This window comes from Streptomyces sp. SX-6 (genome assembly GCF_059089585.1).
This window is the reverse complement of sequence record NZ_JBTHHU010000007.1, coordinates 92,348-109,150: the sequence shown is the minus strand read 5'-3', so window position 1 is coordinate 109,150 and position 16,803 is coordinate 92,348. Positions and strand designations below refer to the sequence as shown.

General features: G+C 72.6%; 17 protein-coding genes. 5 read left to right on the top strand and 12 right to left on the bottom strand.

The features are described from left to right. Positions 1-14 precede the first annotated feature (14 nt). On the bottom strand, positions 15-1,244 hold the full coding sequence (locus tag ACV530_RS10840) for a geranylgeranyl reductase family protein (protein ID WP_494332132.1): 1,230 nt from the start codon (positions 1,242-1,244) through the stop codon (positions 15-17). A 176-nt stretch (positions 1,245-1,420) separates the two neighbouring features. On the opposite strand from ACV530_RS10840, the gene ACV530_RS10835 reads away from it, so the two are divergent. Next, a complete protein-coding gene (locus ACV530_RS10835) occupies positions 1,421-2,818 on the top strand; it encodes a dipeptidase (RefSeq protein WP_494332131.1) in 1,398 nt (465 codons plus the stop codon). A gap of 50 nt (positions 2,819-2,868) precedes the next feature. Here ACV530_RS10835 and ACV530_RS10830 read toward each other — a convergent pair whose 3' ends face one another. Together ACV530_RS10830 and ACV530_RS10825 are read right to left on the bottom strand one after the other, a co-directional pair. After that, positions 2,869-3,867 carry an NUDIX domain-containing protein gene (locus ACV530_RS10830; protein ID WP_494332130.1) on the bottom strand — a complete coding sequence of 333 codons (999 nt, stop codon included), beginning with the start codon at positions 3,865-3,867 and terminating at the stop codon, positions 2,869-2,871. A 130-nt stretch (positions 3,868-3,997) separates the two neighbouring features. Beyond that, complete coding sequence (locus tag ACV530_RS10825; RefSeq protein WP_494332129.1) at positions 3,998-4,963, bottom strand: ROK family protein; 966 nt, start codon at positions 4,961-4,963, stop codon at positions 3,998-4,000. A 262-nt stretch (positions 4,964-5,225) separates the two neighbouring features. Here ACV530_RS10825 and ACV530_RS10820 point away from each other — a divergent pair, with 262 nt between their 5' ends. Then, positions 5,226-6,212 carry a LacI family DNA-binding transcriptional regulator gene (locus ACV530_RS10820; protein ID WP_494332299.1) on the top strand — a complete coding sequence of 329 codons (987 nt, stop codon included), beginning with the start codon at positions 5,226-5,228 and terminating at the stop codon, positions 6,210-6,212. Positions 6,213-6,231: 19 nt separating this feature from the next. Here the strand turns inward: ACV530_RS10820 and ACV530_RS10815 are convergent, their stop codons facing one another. The 5 genes from ACV530_RS10815 to ACV530_RS10795 all read right to left on the bottom strand — a co-directional run bounded on the left by ACV530_RS10815 (position 6,232) and on the right by ACV530_RS10795 (position 10,688). After that, on the bottom strand, positions 6,232-7,491 hold the full coding sequence (locus ACV530_RS10815) for a DUF6986 family protein (RefSeq protein ID WP_494332128.1): 1,260 nt from the start codon (positions 7,489-7,491) through the stop codon (positions 6,232-6,234). A gap of 125 nt (positions 7,492-7,616) precedes the next feature. Continuing rightward, positions 7,617-8,579 carry an electron transfer flavoprotein subunit alpha/FixB family protein gene (locus tag ACV530_RS10810; protein WP_494332127.1) on the bottom strand — a complete coding sequence of 321 codons (963 nt, stop codon included), beginning with the start codon at positions 8,577-8,579 and terminating at the stop codon, positions 7,617-7,619. Between the two features lie 50 nt (positions 8,580-8,629). Continuing rightward, positions 8,630-9,424: an electron transfer flavoprotein subunit beta/FixA family protein gene (locus ACV530_RS10805; RefSeq protein WP_494332126.1), complete on the bottom strand. Its 795-nt coding sequence runs from the start codon at positions 9,422-9,424 to the stop codon at positions 8,630-8,632. Positions 9,425-9,612: 188 nt separating this feature from the next. Further along, the gene (locus tag ACV530_RS10800) at positions 9,613-10,113 is read right to left on the bottom strand and encodes a flavin reductase family protein (protein WP_494332125.1); all 501 of its coding nucleotides are present in this window, start codon (positions 10,111-10,113) and stop codon (positions 9,613-9,615) included. A 227-nt stretch (positions 10,114-10,340) separates the two neighbouring features. After that, positions 10,341-10,688: a TlpA family protein disulfide reductase gene (locus ACV530_RS10795; protein WP_494332124.1), complete on the bottom strand. Its 348-nt coding sequence runs from the start codon at positions 10,686-10,688 to the stop codon at positions 10,341-10,343. Between the two features lie 252 nt (positions 10,689-10,940). On the opposite strand from ACV530_RS10795, the gene ACV530_RS10790 reads away from it, so the two are divergent. Continuing rightward, positions 10,941-11,654 (top strand): lysophospholipid acyltransferase family protein, encoded by a 714-nt coding sequence (locus tag ACV530_RS10790; RefSeq protein WP_494332123.1) that lies wholly within the window; start codon positions 10,941-10,943, stop codon positions 11,652-11,654. Here ACV530_RS10790 and ACV530_RS10785 read toward each other — a convergent pair whose 3' ends face one another. From ACV530_RS10785 to ACV530_RS10770, 4 genes are all read right to left on the bottom strand, one after another. Then, entirely contained in the window at positions 11,655-12,752 is a 1,098-nt protein-coding gene (locus tag ACV530_RS10785; protein ID WP_494332122.1) for a threonine aldolase family protein, read from the bottom strand. Continuing rightward, entirely contained in the window at positions 12,731-13,492 is a 762-nt protein-coding gene (locus ACV530_RS10780; protein ID WP_494332121.1) for an SDR family NAD(P)-dependent oxidoreductase, read from the bottom strand. The genes ACV530_RS10785 and ACV530_RS10780 overlap by 22 nt, the downstream gene beginning before the upstream one ends. 29 nt (positions 13,493-13,521) lie before the next feature. Beyond that, positions 13,522-14,916 carry a DUF6421 family protein gene (locus tag ACV530_RS10775; protein ID WP_494332120.1) on the bottom strand — a complete coding sequence of 465 codons (1,395 nt, stop codon included), beginning with the start codon at positions 14,914-14,916 and terminating at the stop codon, positions 13,522-13,524. A gap of 201 nt (positions 14,917-15,117) precedes the next feature. After that, positions 15,118-15,666 (bottom strand): GNAT family N-acetyltransferase, encoded by a 549-nt coding sequence (locus tag ACV530_RS10770; RefSeq protein ID WP_494332119.1) that lies wholly within the window; start codon positions 15,664-15,666, stop codon positions 15,118-15,120. Between the two features lie 90 nt (positions 15,667-15,756). Here ACV530_RS10770 and ACV530_RS10765 point away from each other — a divergent pair, with 90 nt between their 5' ends. Both ACV530_RS10765 and ACV530_RS10760 read left to right on the top strand, forming a co-directional pair. Further along, positions 15,757-16,149 carry a VOC family protein gene (locus ACV530_RS10765; protein WP_494332118.1) on the top strand — a complete coding sequence of 131 codons (393 nt, stop codon included), beginning with the start codon at positions 15,757-15,759 and terminating at the stop codon, positions 16,147-16,149. Positions 16,150-16,258: 109 nt separating this feature from the next. Beyond that, on the top strand, positions 16,259-16,798 hold the full coding sequence (locus tag ACV530_RS10760) for a DUF5134 domain-containing protein (RefSeq protein ID WP_494332117.1): 540 nt from the start codon (positions 16,259-16,261) through the stop codon (positions 16,796-16,798). The last annotated feature ends 5 nt before the right edge of the window (positions 16,799-16,803 follow it).

Here is a 16,803-nt window from a genome sequence, read left to right as displayed (position 1 = left end):
GGGGCGCGGCCCGCTCAGGTCCGGTCCGTCACCATGAGGGCGCGCCGGGCCAGGGGGTGGGTGCGCACGATCTCGGCGAGCGTGGTCGTCCCCCGCGTGATCTTCGCGAAGGCGCGCCAGGCGGGCCCGAAGCCGGTGAGTGCGGCGTGGAACATGCCGGGGCGGCGTTCGAAGAGCGTGAGCAGCCGGCGTCCGACGCCCATCTCCACACCGAGACCGGCCTTGATGGCGAAGGCGTAGTTGAGCGCCTGGCGCCGGGCGTCGACGGCGTCCTGCGCCTCGGCGATCCGCACGGCCCACTCCCCCGCCAGGCGTCCCGAGCGCAGGGCGAAGGAGATGCCCTCGCGGGTCCAGGGCTCCAGCAGGCCGGCCGCGTCCCCGCACACGATCACGCGACCGCGGGAGAGCGGCGAGTCGCTGGAGCGGCAGCGGGTCAAGTGGCCGGAGGAAATGCTCGGTTCGAAACCGGCCAGGCCGAGACGGGCGATGAAGTCTTCCAGGTAGCGCTTGGTGCCCGCGCCGTCGCCACGCGCGGAGATCACCCCGACGGTCAGGGTGTCCCCCTTGGGGAAGACCCAGCCGTAACTGCCGGGAATCGGGCCCCAGTCGATGTGGACGCGCCCCGCCCAGTCCTCGGCGACCGTGGCCGGCACCGGGATCTCGGCCTCCAGCCCGAGGTCCACCTGCTCGAGCTCCACCCCCACGTGCGCGCCTATCCGCCCCGCGCTCCCGTCGGCGCCGACGACCGCGCGGGCCAGGAGGGTCTGCCCGTCGGAGAGCACGACGGCGACGGTGCGGCGGTCGGGCACCGCCGCACCGTGCTGCTCGACCCGGGAGACGGCCGCGCCGGTGCGCACCTCGGCACCCGCGGCCTCGGCGGCCTCGACGAGCGCGGCGTCGAACTCCGGCCGGTTGATGAGCCCGAAGAGCATCCGCTTGGAGCGGCGGGTGCGCGACAGTTTCCCGTTGAGAGAGAAGGTGACGGCATGGACGCGATCGCGCAACGGCAGCGCGAAGCCGGGCGGCAGAGCGTCGCGCGAGGGGCCGATGATCCCGCCGCCGCAGGTCTTGTAGCGGGGCAGCGCGGCCTTCTCCAGGAGCAGCACCCGGCGCCCGGAGGCCGCCGCCGCATGGGCGGCCGACGCCCCCGCGGGCCCGGCGCCCACCACGATGACGTCCCACACCGGCTCGCCGTCCCCCGGCACGTCCCGGCTCGCTTCCGGGGCTGTGTTCTCGCTGCTCACCTGTGCTTCTACTCCCGCTCGATCACCGGCTACGGCTACCGCCCGCATCCTACGGCCAGGCCGCCGGCCGCCCTTCCGCGGGAAGCCGTGCCGAGCGGTGCGAGGCACCATGGCAGGATCAAGGGCGAAATCGCCCGTACGTACGGAACCAACGCAGCGCCAGCAAGGAGCGTTCCATGGAATCGCCCGCCCCGTCCCCGAACCCGCAGCCGGACCACGCCGCGCTCGCGGCAACCGTCGCCTCACTGCAGTCCCGCGCCAGGACCGAGCTGACCGAGCTGGTCGCCTTCAAGTCGGTGGCGGACGAGGCGCAGTTCCCCAGGAGCGAGTGCGAGGCGGCGGCGGACTGGGTCGCCGAGGCCCTGCGGGCCGAGGGCTTCCAGGACGTCGCCCTGCTGGACACCCCCGACGGCACCCAGTCCGTCTACGGCCACCTGCCCGGCCCCGAGGGCGCCCCGACGGTCCTGCTCTACGCGCACTACGACGTGCAGCCCCCGCTCGACGAGGCCGCCTGGCTCTCGCCTCCCTTCGAGCTGACCGAGCGCGACGGCCGCTGGTACGGACGCGGGGCCGCCGACTGCAAGGGCGGCCTGATCATGCACCTCACCGCCCTGCGGGCGCTCAAGGCGCACGGCGGGATACCGGTCGGCGTCAAGGTGATCGTCGAGGGCTCCGAGGAGCAGGGCACCGGTGGCCTCGAGCGGTACGCCGAGGCGCACCCCGAGCTGCTGACGGCCGACGCCATCCTCGTCGGCGACGCGGGCAACTTCCGCACCGGGCTGCCGACCGTCACCGCGACGCTGCGCGGCATGACGCTCGTCCAGGTCCAGGTCGACACCCTCGAGGGCAACCTGCACTCCGGCATGTTCGGCGGTGCCGCTCCCGACGCGCTGGCCGCGCTGATCCGCATCCTCGACTCGCTGCGCGCGGCGGACGGTTCGACCACCGTCGACGGCCTGGAGGCGGAAGGCGCCTGGGAGGGAATGCAGTACCCGGAGGAGGACTTCCGCGCCGACGCGAAGGTGCTCGACGGCGTCTCCCTGATCGGTTCCGGCACCGTGGCCGACCGCCTGTGGGCCCGCCCCGCCGTCACCGTGCTCGGCATCGACTGCCCGCCGGTCGTCGGCGCCACCCCGTCCGTGCACGCGGGTGCGCGGGCCCTGATAAGCCTGCGCGTGCCGCCGGGCATGGACTCCGCCGAGGCGACGCGGCTGCTGGCCGCCCACCTGGAGTCGGCCGCCCCGTGGGGCGCCAAGGTGGCCGTCCAACAGGTCGGCCAGGGACAGCCGTTCCGCGCCGACGTCGCCAGCCCCGCCTATGCCTCCATGGCCGAGGCCATGCGCGTGGCGTACCCGGGCCAGGAGATGCAGGTCGCGGGCATGGGCGGGTCCATTCCGCTGTGCAACACCCTCGCCACGCTCTACCCCGCGACGGAGATCCTGCTGATCGGCCTGAGCGAGCCGGAGGCGCAGATCCACGCGGTCAACGAGAGCGTCTCCCCCGAGGAACTGGAGCGGCTCTCCCTCACCGAGGCCCTCTTCCTGCTCAACTACGCCGGAACGCAGGAGAAGTGACGCAGAAGACCGGAACGCAGAAGAACTGACGCGTCCCGTCCCCGTGGCCGTCAGCCCACGGGGACGCCCGCCTCGAGGTTGAGCGGGCGTCCCCGCTCGCGGGCCCGCAGGGCCCAGCGGAGCCTGCTCAACCGCACGGGCGGCAGCAGCGCGGCGGCCTCGTCCTCGGTGACGAACCGCCAGCCGCGCAGCTCCGCACCAGGCAGGAGCAGGCGGTGCGCATCGGCGCGGGCCAGCAGGCCGCCGTCGAAGAGCAGGCGCAGCCCGCCGAAACCCGGCGGCCTGGGCGGCTCCCAGTCGACGACCAACAGCCGTGGCACGGTGGCGAGTTCGATGCCGATCTCCTCGGCGACCTCGCGCATCCCGGCGCGGGCGGGCGCCTCGCCCGGCTCGACGACCCCGCCGGGGAACTCCCAGCCGGGCTTGTAGGTGGGGTCGACGAGCAGCACCCGGTCGTCCTCGTCGAAGAGCAGCACCCCGGCGGCCAGCGTCTCGCCCCGGGGCTCGGGGGTCTGCACGATCCGGCAGGGCTCGGCACTGCCGTCGCGGACGGCCTCCGCGACCCGCTCGGCGGTCTCACGCGGGGTGAGGCCGCTGGTGTCGACGACGAAGGCGTCGTCGCGCAGCCAGGACAGCGCGTCCCGGTCCGCCCCGTTTCCTCCCGCCCCGTTTCCTCCCGGGGGTACGCCCCCGGCGCGCAGTATCGTTTCCCCCGACGTCAACAGCACATGCCGCACCCATATCCGGCGCGATGCCAGAGCCCCGAAGATCTCGTCCCGGTACTCCTGCCGCACCAGCGGCATCGGCACGACGAGCACCCCGTCCAGCTCCGCGAGCAGCGCCGCCGCCGTGTCCGCGACCAACCGCCGCCAGACCGGCAGGTCCTGGACGTCCCGGATCCCGTTCAGCCGCTCCGGCGGCAGCAGACGGCCCAGCGCTCCGGCGACGATCCCGGGGTCGTAGAGGTGGCTGTCCGGGATGAGCTCCGTCAGCTCCTTCGCCGTGCCGGCCGCTTCGCCACCGAACGCGCCGTTCAGCCAGACGATCACGGTTGCCCTCCTTCGTCGGCCCAGGACGTGCCAGAACGTGCCAGGACGTGCCCGGAACACCTTGCCACGGAAATACGTGCGAGCGGCATGATGCACCGATCTCGCCATGCCGCGACAGTGCGGCGGTCCGTCACCGCACCATGCCCGCCGCCCACAGTCCCGATTCCTGTGCCGCCGCTGCCGCCGCCCCCACGAGTCCGGCGTCGGGGCCGAGCCGGGCCGGGACGGCCTCGACGCCCGAGGCGAAGGACAACGTCGCGTAGTCGCGCAGCCGTTGCCGCAGCGGGCCGAACAGCACCTCTCCCGCGCCCGCGACACCGCCGCCTATCACCGCGACCTCGATCTCGACGAGCGTCGCCGTCGCGGCGATGCCCGCGGCCAGCGCCTGGGCGGCCCGCGCGAAGGAGGCCCGCGCCGCCGGGTCGCCCGCGCGGGCCGCCGCCGCGACGCCCGCGGCGGTCGTATCGCCGTCGGGGCCCGGTCGCCAGCCCGAATCCAGGGCCCGGCGCGCGATGTTGGGGCCGCTGGCGATGCGCTCCACACAACCCCGGGCGCCGCAAGGGCAGATGTCGCCGTCCAGATCGACGCTGATGTGCCCGATGTGCCCTGCGTTGCCCGTGGGCCCGGTGTGCAGTCGGCCGTCGAGGACCAGCCCGCCGCCGACGCCCGTGGACACGACCATGCACAGCGCGTTCGCCCGCCCCCGTGCGGCGCCCTGCCAGTGTTCGGCGGCGGCCATCGCCACGCCGTCGCCGACGAGCACCACGGGCCGGTCGCCGACCCGCCGGGACACCTCGGCGACCAGCGGATAGCCGCGCCACCCGGGCACGTTGACCGGGCTGACCGTCCCGGCCGAGGCGTCCACGGGCCCCGCGCTGCCGATGCCCACGGCCCGCACCCGCGGCCAGCCGGCAGCGGCGGCGAGCTCCTCGAGCACCGCCGCCACCGCGCCCATCACCGTCGCGCCGTCGCCCCGCGCCGGGGTCGGCCGCTGCGCGCGCACCAGCAACCGCCCCCGGGCGTCCACCAGCCCGCCCGCGATCTTGGTGCCGCCGATGTCGAGGGCGGCGACGAGGGCGTCGGAGTCATGGTGCATGCGCGGCGGTCTCCAGGCTGGGCGGGACCCGGCGGCCCCACGAGGTGGCACAGGGCGGTCGGAGGTCGGACCATCGGTATTCCGCCAGTCTTCCCCGAGTTGACAACGTTGTCCAGGCTCTATGCTCGAGTCCTCCGGACCCCGCCGAGCCATGTCCCGGGAACCGCAAAGAACGCTGAAGAACGCGAAGGACGCAAAGGACGTAGCCGCCGTGCCCGACACCTCCCGCCGCCCGCCCTCCCGCTACGGCAACCGCCCCACGATGAAGGACGTGGCCGCGCGCGCCGGAGTCGGGCTCAAAACCGTGTCCCGGGTGGTCAACGGCGAGGCCGGGGTCACCCCGGACACCGAACGCCGGGTCCGGGAGGCGATCACCGCCCTCGGCTTCCGCCGCAACGACAGCGCCCGCGTGCTGCGCAAGGGCCGCACCGCGTCCATCGGCCTGGTCCTGGAGGACCTCGCCGACCCCTTCTACGCCCCGCTCAACCGTGCCGTCGAGGAGGTCGCGCGCGACCACGGCGCCCTGCTCATCAACGGGTCCAGCGCCGAGGACCCCGAGCGGGAGCGGGAGTTGGCCCTGGCCTTCTGCGCCCGCCGCGTCGACGGCCTGGTCGTCATCCCCGCGGGGCACGACCACCGCTACCTCGAACCGGAGATGGCGGCGGGCGTCGCCACCGTCTTCGTCGACCGCCCGGCCGGGCACATAGCCGCCGACGCGGTGCTCTCGGACAACTTCGGCGGCGCCCGTGACGGCGTCGCCCACCTCATCGCCCACGGCCACCGCCGCATCGGCTTCATCGGCGACGAGCCGCACATCCACACCGCCACCGAGCGGCTGCGCGGCTACCGTGCCGCGATGGAGGCCGCCGCCCTGCCGGTCGACGACGCGTGGGTGTCCCTGGGGGTCACGGCCCCGGAGCGCGTACGGGCACAGACGGAGCGCATGCTCACCGGCCCGCGCCCCGTGACCGCGCTCTTCACGGGGAACAACCGGGTGACGGTCACAGCGGTCCGGGTCCTCACCCGCCACCCCCGCCCCGTCGCGCTCGTCGGCTTCGACGACCTCGAACTGGCCGATCTGCTCTCCCCCGCCGTCACTGTCGTCGCCCAGGACGCCGCACGCCTCGGCCGTACCGCGGCACAACTGCTGTTCCGCAGGCTGGACGGGGCCGAGGAGGCTCCGCGGCGCCTGGAGCTGCCGACCCGGCTGATCGTGCGCGGCTCCGGCGAACTCCCGCCCGCCGAGTGATGGTTCGGCGCCCGCGAGTTCAGCGCCCCGCGAGCGCGTCGAGCGCGGCGCGCGTGAGCCCGGTGAGCCGGGCGACCTCCTCCGCGTCCACGGCCCCGCAGTCGACCCCGCGCAGCAGGTAGCCGCTGAGCGCCCTGGCGGTCGCGGGCTCGTCCAGCACCGCCCCACCGCCGCCGCCCGCGTACGCGGCCAGGCGCTCCGCGGCCGGCTCCAGGCCCTCGCGGCAGAAGGCGTAGACGGCGGCGTACCGGGACGGCAGCTGGCCGGGGTGCATGTCCCAGCCCTGGTAGTACGCGCGCGCCAACGCCCGCCGGACGAGGCCGTGATGGAGCCGCCATGCCTCGTGCACCTGCCCGGTCGTGCCGACGGGCAGCACGTTCACCGACCCGTCCGACAGCCGGACGCCGGTGCCGGCCGCCGCGACCTGCATCACGGCCTTGGCGTGGTCCGCGGCCGGGTGGTCGGGCGACTGGTGGGCCGCGCTGACACCGCACGAGGCGCTGTAGTCGAACGTGCCGTAGTGCAGGGACGTGACCCGGCCCTCGCCCGCCTCGATCAGGCGGGCGACGGTCGCACGCCCGTCGGCGCCGAGGATGGCCTGGGTGGTCTCGATCTGGATCTCGAAGCGGATCCGGCCCGCCGGCAGGCCGTGCGCCTTCTCGAACTCCTCGGCCAGCGCGGCCATCGCGGTGACCTGCGGGGCGTAGGTGACCTTGGGCAGGGTGAGGACGAGCCCTCCGGGCAGCGCGCCCTCCGCCGTCAGGTGGGTGAGGAAGATGTCGAGCGTACGGATCCCGCGGTCGCGGACGGCCGCTTCCATGCTCTTCATCCGGATGCCCATGAAGGGCGCCGCGGTGCCGTCCCGGAACGCGGCGGACACCAGCTTCGCCGCGCGGGCCGCCGCCGCGTCCTCCTCGTCGTCGGGGCGCGGCCCGTAGCCGTCCTCGAAGTCGATGCGCAGGTCCTCGACGGGTTCGCGCCCGAGCTTGGCGCGGACGCGCTCGTACACCGGCCCGGCGAGACCGTCCGGGATGCCGAGCGCCGAGGCGAACGCGCCCGCGTCGGGGGCGTGTTCGTCCAGGGCCGCGAGGGCCCTCTCGCCCCAGGAGCGGACCGTGTCCGCGTCGAAGGCGTCGGCGGGGACGTAGACGGTGTGGACGGGCTGCCGGGTGCCCGGATCGCCGGGGTAGCGGCGGGCGAGCTCCGCGTCGACGCCCGCGAGGGAGGCGCCGATGCGTTCGTGCGTCGCGCTGCCGAAGGTGGTCGCCGTCCGCCGCATTCCCCAACCGCCGTTTCCGCCGCAGGAATTCAACAATCCGTTGAACGACGCTAGCGGCGCGCACGACGGCCGGTCAACACCAGGGCCCCGTACGCATCGCGTACGGGGCCCTGGGCGTGGCGGGCTCAGCCCTTGCGGGCCTTGACCTCCTCGGTCAGCTGCGGGACGACCTGGAAGAGGTCTCCGACGACGCCGTAGTCGACCAGCTCGAAGATCGGCGCCTCCTCGTCCTTGTTGATGGCGACGATCGTCTTCGAGGTCTGCATGCCGGCCCGGTGCTGGATGGCACCGGAGATGCCCGCCGCGATGTACAGCTGCGGGGAGACCGACTTGCCGGTCTGGCCGACCTGGTTGGTGTGCGGGTACCAGCCGGCGTCCACCGCGGCGCGCGAGGCGCCGACGGCCGCGCCGAGCGAGTCGGCCAGGGCCTCGATGAGCGGGAAGTGCTCGGCACCGCCGACACCGCGGCCACCGGAGACCACGATCGCGGCCTCGGTCAGCTCCGGGCGGCCCGTCGACGCGCGCGGGGTGCGGGAGACGACCTTGGTGCCGGTGGCCTTCTCGCCGAAGGCGACGGCCAGCTGCTCGACCGTGCCCGCGGCCGGGGCGGCCTCGGGGGCGGCGGAGTTGGGCTTGACGGTGATGACCGGGGTGCCCTTGGTGACACGGGACTTGGTGGTGTACGAGGCCGCGAAGACGGACTGCGTGGCCACCGGGCCCTCGTCGCCGGCCTCGAGGTCGACGACGTCGGTGATGATGCCCGAGCCGATGCGGACCGCGAGGCGGGCCGCGATCTCCTTGCCCTCGGCGGAGGAGGGCAGCAGCACGGCGGCCGGGGATACGGCCTCGTACGCCGCCTGCAGCGCGTCGACCTTGGGCACGACGAGGTAGTCGGCGAACTCGGGGGCGTCGGTGGTGAGCACCTTCACCGCGCCGTGCTCGGCGAGCGTCGCGGCGGCGGTGTCCGCACCGGCACCGAGGTGCACGGCGACGGGCTCGCCGATGCGGCGGGCGAGGGTGAGCAGTTCGAGGGTGGGCTTGCGGACGGCACCGTCCACGTGGTCGACGTAGACGAGGACTTCAGCCATGGCGTTGCTCCTGCGAAAAGAAGAGGGGGGAGGGACGGTTCGTGCGGGGACTAGACGAACTTCTGACCCGCGAGGAACTCGGCGAGCTGCTTGCCGCCCTCGCCCTCGTCCTTGACGATCGTGCCGGCCGTGCGGGCCGGGCGCTCGGTGGCCTCGTCGACCTTGGTCCAGGCGCCGTCGAGGCCGACCTCGTCCGCCTCGAGGCCGAGGTCGGACAGGTCCAGGGACTCCACCGGCTTCTTCTTGGCGGCCATGATGCCCTTGAAGGAGGGGTAACGGGCCTCGCCGGACTGGTCGGTGACGGACACGACGGCCGGGAGGGACGCCTCCAGCTGCTCGCTGGCCGTGTCGCCGTCACGGCGGCCGGTGACCTTGCCGTCCGCCACGGCGACCTCGGACAGCAGGGTGACCTGCGGAACGCCCAGGCGCTCGGAGAGCATCGCCGGCAGCACGCCCATGCCGCCGTCGGTCGAGGCCATGCCGCAGATCACCAGGTCGTAGCCGACGTGCTCGACGGCCTTGGCCAGCACCAGCGAGGTGCCCAGCGCGTCGGTGCCGTGCAGGTCGTCGTCCTCGACGTGGACGGCCTTGTCGGCGCCCATCGACAGCGCCTTGCGCAGCGCGTCCTTGGCGTCCTCGGGGCCGACGGTGAGCACGGTGATCTCCGCAGCGTCTTCGGAGTCTGCCCCGTCTCTGATCTGCAGTGCCTGCTCGACCGCGTACTCGTCGAGCTCCGAGAGCAGGCCGTCCACGTCGTCACGGTCGACGGTCAGGTCCTCGGCGAAGTGCCGGTCGCCGGTGGCGTCGGGCACGTACTTCACACAGACAACGATCCTCAAGCTCACGCCGGCTCTCCTACTGCATCGTCTCTATCAAGCTGCCTTGGCAGGCAGCATAGGCGCCTCGGGGGGCGGATTCCGGGTCGGTGCGGGCATCGCCCCGAGCGGAATGTTACTCGTCAGTACAGCGAGGGTTCCCATCGAGCGCAAGGCCGGTCGACTGTGATCTGTCCGACGTGCGCGCAGGGGACGTCTCAGTCGCGCAGGCCGTTGAAGCGTCCCTGGTGGTAGAGGAGCGGGCGGCCCGCCCCGGCCGGGTCGCCGGCGACGGCCTCGGCGAGCACCACCCGGTGGTCGCCGGCCGGGACCCGGGCCACGATCCGGCACACCAGCCAGGCCAGTACGCCCTCCAGCACCGGCACCCCCTCGGGGCCCGTGCGCCAACGGGTGGGCGGGGCGAAGCGGTCGGCGCCGCTGCGCGCGAAGGCGGCGGCCAGCTCCTGCTGGTGCTCGCCGAGTATGTGCACCCCGACGTGGGTCGCCCCGGCGATCACGGGCCAGCTGGAGGAGCCGGTACCGACACCGAAGGAGACCAGCGGGGGCTCCGCGGCCACGGAGGTCAGAGAGGTGGCGGTGAAGCCCACCGGACGGGCACCCTGCGCGGTGATCACGGCGACGCCGGCCGCGTGCCGGCGGAAGACCGAGCGCAGCAGACCGGAGGCCAGGGAGGTGCCGACTTCGGGCGAGGCCGTCATGGAACGCGTCCTTTTAGTGAATTGAGCCTTCTGGTGAATTGAGCCTTCTGGTGAGTTGAGCCGGATCGGTACGGTCACGGTTGCTCACGGCTTCGGACAGCACGCGCTCGCGGTGCGCAGCAGATCCACGTACGCGCGTCCGCACAGAAGGAGCCCGGGCCACATGGCGTCACAGTGACGATCCGAAACGCACACCGTCAAGTGGGGGCCGCCATATGGGAGATGGATCACTGCGGACCTCGGACCGCCGCGCCCAGAGCAGCGATGACCTGGGCCTTACGAGGCTGCCCCGCGGCCCGGCGCACGATGCGGCCCTCCGCGTCGAGTACGAGCACGGTCGGCGTCACGCCGATGCCGAGGGCGCGCGTGAGCTCGAGCCGTTCCTCCGCGTCGATCTCGACGTGGGCGACCCCCTCGACCATCCCGGCGACCTCCGCCAGGACGCGCCGGGTGGCCCGGCAGGGCTGGCAGAAGGCGCTGGAGAACTGGACGAGCGTCGCCCGCTCCCCCAGCCGCGCACCGATCCGGACGGCGCTCAGCGGCCCGCCCTCCTCGCCGTCTCCCCGACCCGGCACCGCGGCCCCTTCCCTTGTTCCCGTTCCTTGTTCCCGTCCGCTCCGCCAGGTGCAGCACCGGCGGTCACGGATAAATTTCCGCCTTGCACCGGGTGGATTCAGGACGACGTGATGAGGATCTCCCGGTGGAGCGGGCACCCCGGCTGGCTTGTGGGCCGGACATTCGGGCACGATCTGCCGGAAGCCACCAAACTTACGGCCACGTAGCTTCACCGGGAGACTTCTCCCCAGGCCCCGAAGGATCTTCCCCTTATGGCAGAACTCGTCTACCCCCCGGTGATCGGTGCCGCCCGCACCATGTTCAAGGCGCTCGACCTGCGCTTCGACGTCCAGGGCACCGAGCACATACCCCAGAGGGGCGGGGCGGTCCTGGTGAGCAACCACATCGGGTACCTCGACTTCGTCTTCTGCGGACTGGCCGCCCGCCCGGCCAAGCGGCTGGTGCGGTTCATGGCGAAGGAGTCCGTCTTCCGGCACCGGTTCTCCGGTCCCCTGATGCGCGCGATGAAGCACATCCCCGTCGACCGCTCGGCGGGCGTGGGCGCGTACGAGCACGCACTGAGCGCGCTGCGCTCCGGCGAGATCATCGGCGTGTTCCCGGAGGCGACGATCTCCACCTCGTTCACCCTGAAGTCCTTCAAGTCGGGTGCGGCACGCCTGGCGCAGGAGGCGGGGGTGCCGCTGCTGCCCATGGCGCTGTGGGGCACCCAGCGGCTGTGGACCAAGGGGCACAAGCGGAACATGGGCCGCGACCACATCCCGGTCTCCATCCGGGTCGGCGAGCCCATGACCCCCGGCCACGACGAGAGCGCGGAGTCCGTGACCGAGCGCCTGCGCTCCCGGGTCCAGGACCTCCTGGAGGCGGCCCAGCGCGCCTATCCCGTGCGCACCAAGGGGCCGGACGACACCTGGTGGATCCCCGCCCACCTCGGCGGCACCGCCCCGGCCCCGGTGCCCGGATCGTAGCTATCTCCTGGACATCTCCTCCGCCACCGCCGCGGTGAAGGCGTCGACGTCTTCCTCGGTGGTGTCGAAGGAGCACATCCAGCGGACCTCGCCCGCCGCCTCGTCCCAGAAGTAGAAGCGGTAGCGCTTCTGGAGCCGCTCGCTCACGTCGTGCGGCAGGCGGGCGAACACGGCGTTGGACTCCACGGAGTGCAGCACCTCGACACCGTCGACGGACCGCACCCCCTCCGCGAGCCGCGCCGCCATGGCATTGGCGTGCGACGCGCTCCGGAGCCACAGGTCCCCGGCGAGCAGGGCCTCGAACTGGACGGAGACGAAACGCATCTTGGAGGCGAGCTGCATGGACAGCTTGCGCAGATGCTTCATCGCCCGCACCGCACCGGGGTCGAGCACGACGACGCACTCGCCGAAGAGCATCCCGTTCTTGGTGCCGCCGAAGGAGAGCAGGTCCACACCGGCGTCGGTGGTGAACTCCCGCAACGGAACGCCCAGCGTGGCCGCCGCGTTGGCGATGCGCGAGCCGTCGAGGTGGACCTTCATGCCCCGCTCGTGCGCATGGGCGCAGATCTCCCGGATCTCCTCCGGCGTGTAGCAGGTGCCCAGTTCGGTGGTCTGCGTGATGGAGACGATCTGCGGCTGCGCACGGTGCTCGTCATCCCAGCCGAACGCCTCACGGTCGATCAGCTCGGGGGTGAGCTTGCCGTGCTCGGTCGGCACCGTGAGCAGCTTGAGCCCGCCGACGCGCTCGGGCGCACCACACTCGTCGACGTGGATGTGCGCGGTGTCCGCGCAGATCACCGCGCCCCAGCGCTCGCTGGCGGCCTGCAGGGCGACAACGTTGGCGCCCGTGCCGTTGAAGACGGGGAACGCCTCGGCGGACGGCCCGAAGTGGGCGCGCATCACGTCCTGGAGGTGCGCCGTGTAATCGTCCTCGCCGTAGGCGACCTGGTGGCCGCCGTTGGCGAGTGCGAGTGCCGCCAGGATCTCGGGGTGGGCCCCCGCGTAGTTGTCGCTGGCGAAACCGCGCACCCCGGGGTCGTGACGGCGTATCGCGTCGGTCGCCGGGGTGGACGAGGTCACGGTTGGGGAGTCAGCCACAGACGGGTTCCGTTCACTTCCGGTGCGGGCTTGTCCCAGACGCCGGCGATGGCCTCGGCCAGCTCCTTGACGTCGGTGAAGCCCGCGAACTTCGCTTGCGGGCGCTCGGCGCGCATGGCGTCGTGCACCAGTGCCTTCACGATCAGGACGGTGGCCGCGGCCGACGGTCCGGCCTCACCCCCGGCCTTGCGGAAGGAGTCGGCGAGGGCGAGGGTCCATGCCTCGGCGGCGGCCTTGGAGGCGGAGTAGGCGGCGTTGCCCGCGGTGGGCTTGGTGGCCCCGGCGGCGCTCACGAGCACGTACCGGCCGTTGCCGCTGCGCAGCAGGGGCGTCTCGAAGGCCAGTGAGGTGTGCTGCACGGTGCGGATGAGGAGCTTCTCCAGAAGCTCCCAGTCCGCTAGGTCGGTCTCGGCGAAGGTCGCCGAGCCGCGCCAGCCGCCCACCAGGTGGACCAGGCCGTCGATCCGGCCGAACTCCTTCTCGGTGCGGTCCGCCCAGGCGCGGGTCGCCTCCAGGTCGAGGAGATCGACCGTGTCGCCGATGACGGTGGCCCCGCCGTGGGCGTACCGCGCCGCGTCGACCGCCTCGGCCAGGCGCGCCGCGTCCGCGTCCGCGGCGACGACCTTCGCCCCGGCGTCGGCCAGGCGCAGCAGCGCCGCGCGGCCCGCCGGGCCCGCCGCTCCCGCCACCGCCACGACGGCTCCGTCCAGCGGACCATTGACCTTCACCGGAGTACTCATGGCCGTCGCCTCCTTCTGCTTCCGCTCGCTCACGCGGCCACCTGCTCCGTACCGGCCGTGATCCCCTTGGTCGAGGCGATCACGCCGCGCAGCTTCTTGGCAAGGGCCTCGTAGAACATGCTGAGCGGGAATTCGTCCGGAAGCACGTCGTCCACGAGCTTGCGGGGCGGTTGTGTCAGGTCGAGGGCATCGGGGCCCTTGGCCCACACGGAACCGGGGTGCGGAGCCAGGTAGGAGGAGACGAGCTCGTACGCGGCGAACCAGTGGACGAGCTTGGGCCGGTCGATGCCGTCGCGGTAGAGCTGCTCGATCTCTCCGCACAGCTGGTTGGTGACCTGGGGAGCACGGTCCCAGTCGATGTGCAGGGTGTTGTCCGTCCAGCGTACGACGTCGTGCTTGTGCAGGTAGGCGAAGAGCAGCTGGCCGCCGAGGCCGTCGTAGTTGCGCACGCGCGCGCCGGTGACCGGGAAGCGGAACATCCGGTCGAAGAGCACGGCGAACTGCACGTCGCGGCCCTGGGCGTAGCCGTCGGCCTCCAGTTTCACGGCCTCCTTGAAGGCGGTGAGGTCGCAGCGCAGCTCCTCGAGGCCGTACATCCAGAACGGCTGCCGCTGCTTGATCATGAAGGGGTCGAAGGGCAGGTCCCCGTGGCTGTGGGTGCGGTCGTGGACCATGTCCCACAGGACGAATGCCTGCTGGCAGCGGCGCTGGTCGCCGAGCAGGTCCGTGATGTCGGCGGGGAGCCGCACGCCGAGCGCGGAGACGGCGGCCTCGGTGACGCGGCGGAAGCGGGCCGCCTCCCGGTCGCAGAAGATCGCGCCCCAGGTGAAGCGCTCGGGGGCCTCCCGGACGGCGACGGTCTCGGGGAAGAGGACGGCCGAGTTGGTGTCGTAGCCGGCGGTGAAGTCCTCGAAGGTGATCCCGACGAACAGCGGGTTGTCGTAGCGCGTGCGCTCCAGCTCGGCGAGCCACTCGGGCCATACGACGCGTACGACGACAGCCTCGAGGTTGCGGTCGGGGTTGCCGTTCTGCGTGTACATCGGGAAGACCACCAGGTGCTGGCGGCCGTCCGTGCGCCGGTCGGCGGGCTGGAAGGCGAGCAGCGAGTCCAGGAAGTCCGGCACGCCGAAGCCGGCCTTGGCCCAGCGGCGCAGGTCGGCGACGAGCGCCCGGTGGTAGTCGGCGTCGTGCGGCAGGAGGGGCGAGAGCTCCTCCACCGCGGCCACGACGCGGTCGGTCTCGGCGCGCACGGCCTCACCCGGTGGTGCACCGTCCGCCGCGAGGTCGATCGAGCCGTCGGCGGACTGCCAGGGCCGGATTGTCTCGACCGCGCCCTTGAGCACGGCCCAGGCGGGGTGCTCGATCACACGTTCCACCGGGAAAACACCGGTGCCTATCTCCTTCGACGCAAGGATTTTCGTCATGACTGCCCCTCCTCGAGAGAACCTGGCGTTAAGACACCGTATCCATGCGAGCTTCTTCTCCTCAAGAGCAGTATCAGTAAATTATCCTGTCGGACCGCCTTCGGGCCGCCAATTTTCCTGCCACTCGCCGCCGGGCGCGACCCCGTCCGGCGGCAGGGGCCACTCGCCGCCCAGGCTCCCCCGCCGCCGTCCTAGCCGGATTCAGGCCAGTTCTTTGACGAGCAGCTCGAACTCGAGGTCGGCCCGCTGGGGGGTGCCGACCCGGTCGTCGCCGTAGGGGAACGGGCTCATCCGCCCGGTGCGCCGGTAGCCGCGGCGCTCGTACCAGGCGATCAGCTCGACGCGCTGCCGGATGACGGTCATGTGCATTTCATCGACTCCCCACTCCGCGCGGGCGAAGCGCTCGGCCTCGGCCATGACGGTGCGGCCGAGGCCGGCGCCCTGGAGAGCGGGACGGACGGCGAACATGCCGAAGTAGGCGTGCGCACCCCGGTGTTCGAGCTGGCAGCAGGCCACGATCTCGCCGTCGAGCTCCCCCACCAGCAGCCGGCCGTCCTCACTGGTCACCACGGCCAGGACGCCGTCGGCGTCGATGCGCCGCCCGTCGAGCAGATCGGCCTCGGAGGTCCAGCCCGCACGGCTTTCCTCACCACGGTAGGCCGATTCGATCAGTGCGACCAGGCCGGGGACATCGGCCGCGACAGCGGCCCGGAATATCGGCTTCACGACGAGCGTCCTGCTGGTGTCCATGTGCGCTGTACGTCCTCTCGTGCAGGTTCATAAGCCTCTATGACCCCATTACCGAGCCTATCCGCACGGGTTTGCGTACAGTGCCCGAGCATGACGCACGTACTGAGCAGCCGGGTGTTGTTGCGGCCGACCGATCCGGAGCGGTCGCGGGCCTTCTACGGCGAGGCGCTGGGACTCGCCGTCCACCGTGAGTTCGGGACCGGCCCCGAGCGCGGTGTCGTCTACTTCCTGGGCGGCGGGTTCCTCGAGGTCTCGGGACGCTCCTCCGTCCCGCCCGCCCCAGGGCTCGAGTTGTGGCTCCAGGTGCAGAACGCGGCCGAGGCGCACGAGGAGTTGCTGGGCCGGGGCGTCGAGATCCTGCGGCCGCCGCAGCGTGAGCCGTGGGGGCTGGTGGAGATGTGGATCGCCGACCCGGACGGGGTGCGCATCGTGGTGGTGGAAGTGCCCGAGGGGCATCCGCTGCGGTACCGGCCGGGCATCTGACCCCGACGATCGTGCGCGCGCCGTCGTGCGCCCGCGCGCCGTCGTGCGCTGCCGTGCGCTCCCGTGTGAGCCCGACAGGGTCGGGCATCCTCCCCCGGGGAGGTGTGCCATGCACGGACCGCCGCTCGTCGTCTGGTCGCTGGTGGTGCTGTGCGCGGCGACGGGCGCGTACTGCCTCCGCTGGGCGCGGAGCGATGCACTCATGGGGCTGGGCATGGCGGCCATGGCGGTGCCGGTACCGGGCGCGGCCGTCCGGACATGGAGCGCGGTCCTGTTCGCCGCCGTCTTCGGAGCCTCCGCCCTGCGCTCGCTCGCGCTGACGCGCGGCAGGGCGGACGCCGTTCATCTGCACCACGCCGTCGGGGCGTTCGCGATGGTCTACATGGCACTGGCCATGGCGGATGCCCCCGCGGGCGGCCACGCCGGGCACACCGGCGGCGGCCACCCGCCCGCGGGCGTGCCGCTGCTGACGGGTCTGCTGCTGGCCTACTTCGCGGTGTACGTCGTGCGCACGGCGGCCCGCATCGTCCCCGCCCCGGCCGCCGTCGGCGCCGTGCCCGCACCGCGGCCGATGCCGTGGCCGGAGCTCACGCGCGCCTGCCGGCTGTCGATGGGCATCGCGATGCTGGCGATGCTGCTGACCTTTTGAGCCCT

What these genes read in the sequence shown, in the direction of transcription:
- ACV530_RS10760 (WP_494332117.1), top strand. Translation starts at nt 16,259, where the DNA reads ATGCACGGACCGCCGCTCGTCGTCTGGTCGCTGGTGGTGCTGTGCGCG.
- ACV530_RS10820 (WP_494332299.1), top strand. Translation starts at nt 5,226, where the DNA reads ATGAAGGACGTGGCCGCGCGCGCCGGAGTCGGGCTCAAAACCGTGTCC.
- ACV530_RS10775 (WP_494332120.1), bottom strand. Translation starts at nt 14,916, where the DNA reads ATGACGAAAATCCTTGCGTCGAAGGAGATAGGCACCGGTGTTTTCCCG.
- ACV530_RS10815 (WP_494332128.1), bottom strand. Translation starts at nt 7,491, where the DNA reads ATGCGGCGGACGGCGACCACCTTCGGCAGCGCGACGCACGAACGCATC.
- ACV530_RS10790 (WP_494332123.1), top strand. Translation starts at nt 10,941, where the DNA reads ATGGCAGAACTCGTCTACCCCCCGGTGATCGGTGCCGCCCGCACCATG.
- ACV530_RS10835 (WP_494332131.1), top strand. Translation starts at nt 1,421, where the DNA reads ATGGAATCGCCCGCCCCGTCCCCGAACCCGCAGCCGGACCACGCCGCG.
- ACV530_RS10800 (WP_494332125.1), bottom strand. Translation starts at nt 10,113, where the DNA reads ATGACGGCCTCGCCCGAAGTCGGCACCTCCCTGGCCTCCGGTCTGCTG.
- ACV530_RS10770 (WP_494332119.1), bottom strand. Translation starts at nt 15,666, where the DNA reads ATGGACACCAGCAGGACGCTCGTCGTGAAGCCGATATTCCGGGCCGCT.
- ACV530_RS10825 (WP_494332129.1), bottom strand. Translation starts at nt 4,963, where the DNA reads ATGCACCATGACTCCGACGCCCTCGTCGCCGCCCTCGACATCGGCGGC.
- ACV530_RS10765 (WP_494332118.1), top strand. Translation starts at nt 15,757, where the DNA reads ATGACGCACGTACTGAGCAGCCGGGTGTTGTTGCGGCCGACCGATCCG.
- ACV530_RS10810 (WP_494332127.1), bottom strand. Translation starts at nt 8,579, where the DNA reads ATGGCTGAAGTCCTCGTCTACGTCGACCACGTGGACGGTGCCGTCCGC.
- ACV530_RS10780 (WP_494332121.1), bottom strand. Translation starts at nt 13,492, where the DNA reads ATGAGTACTCCGGTGAAGGTCAATGGTCCGCTGGACGGAGCCGTCGTG.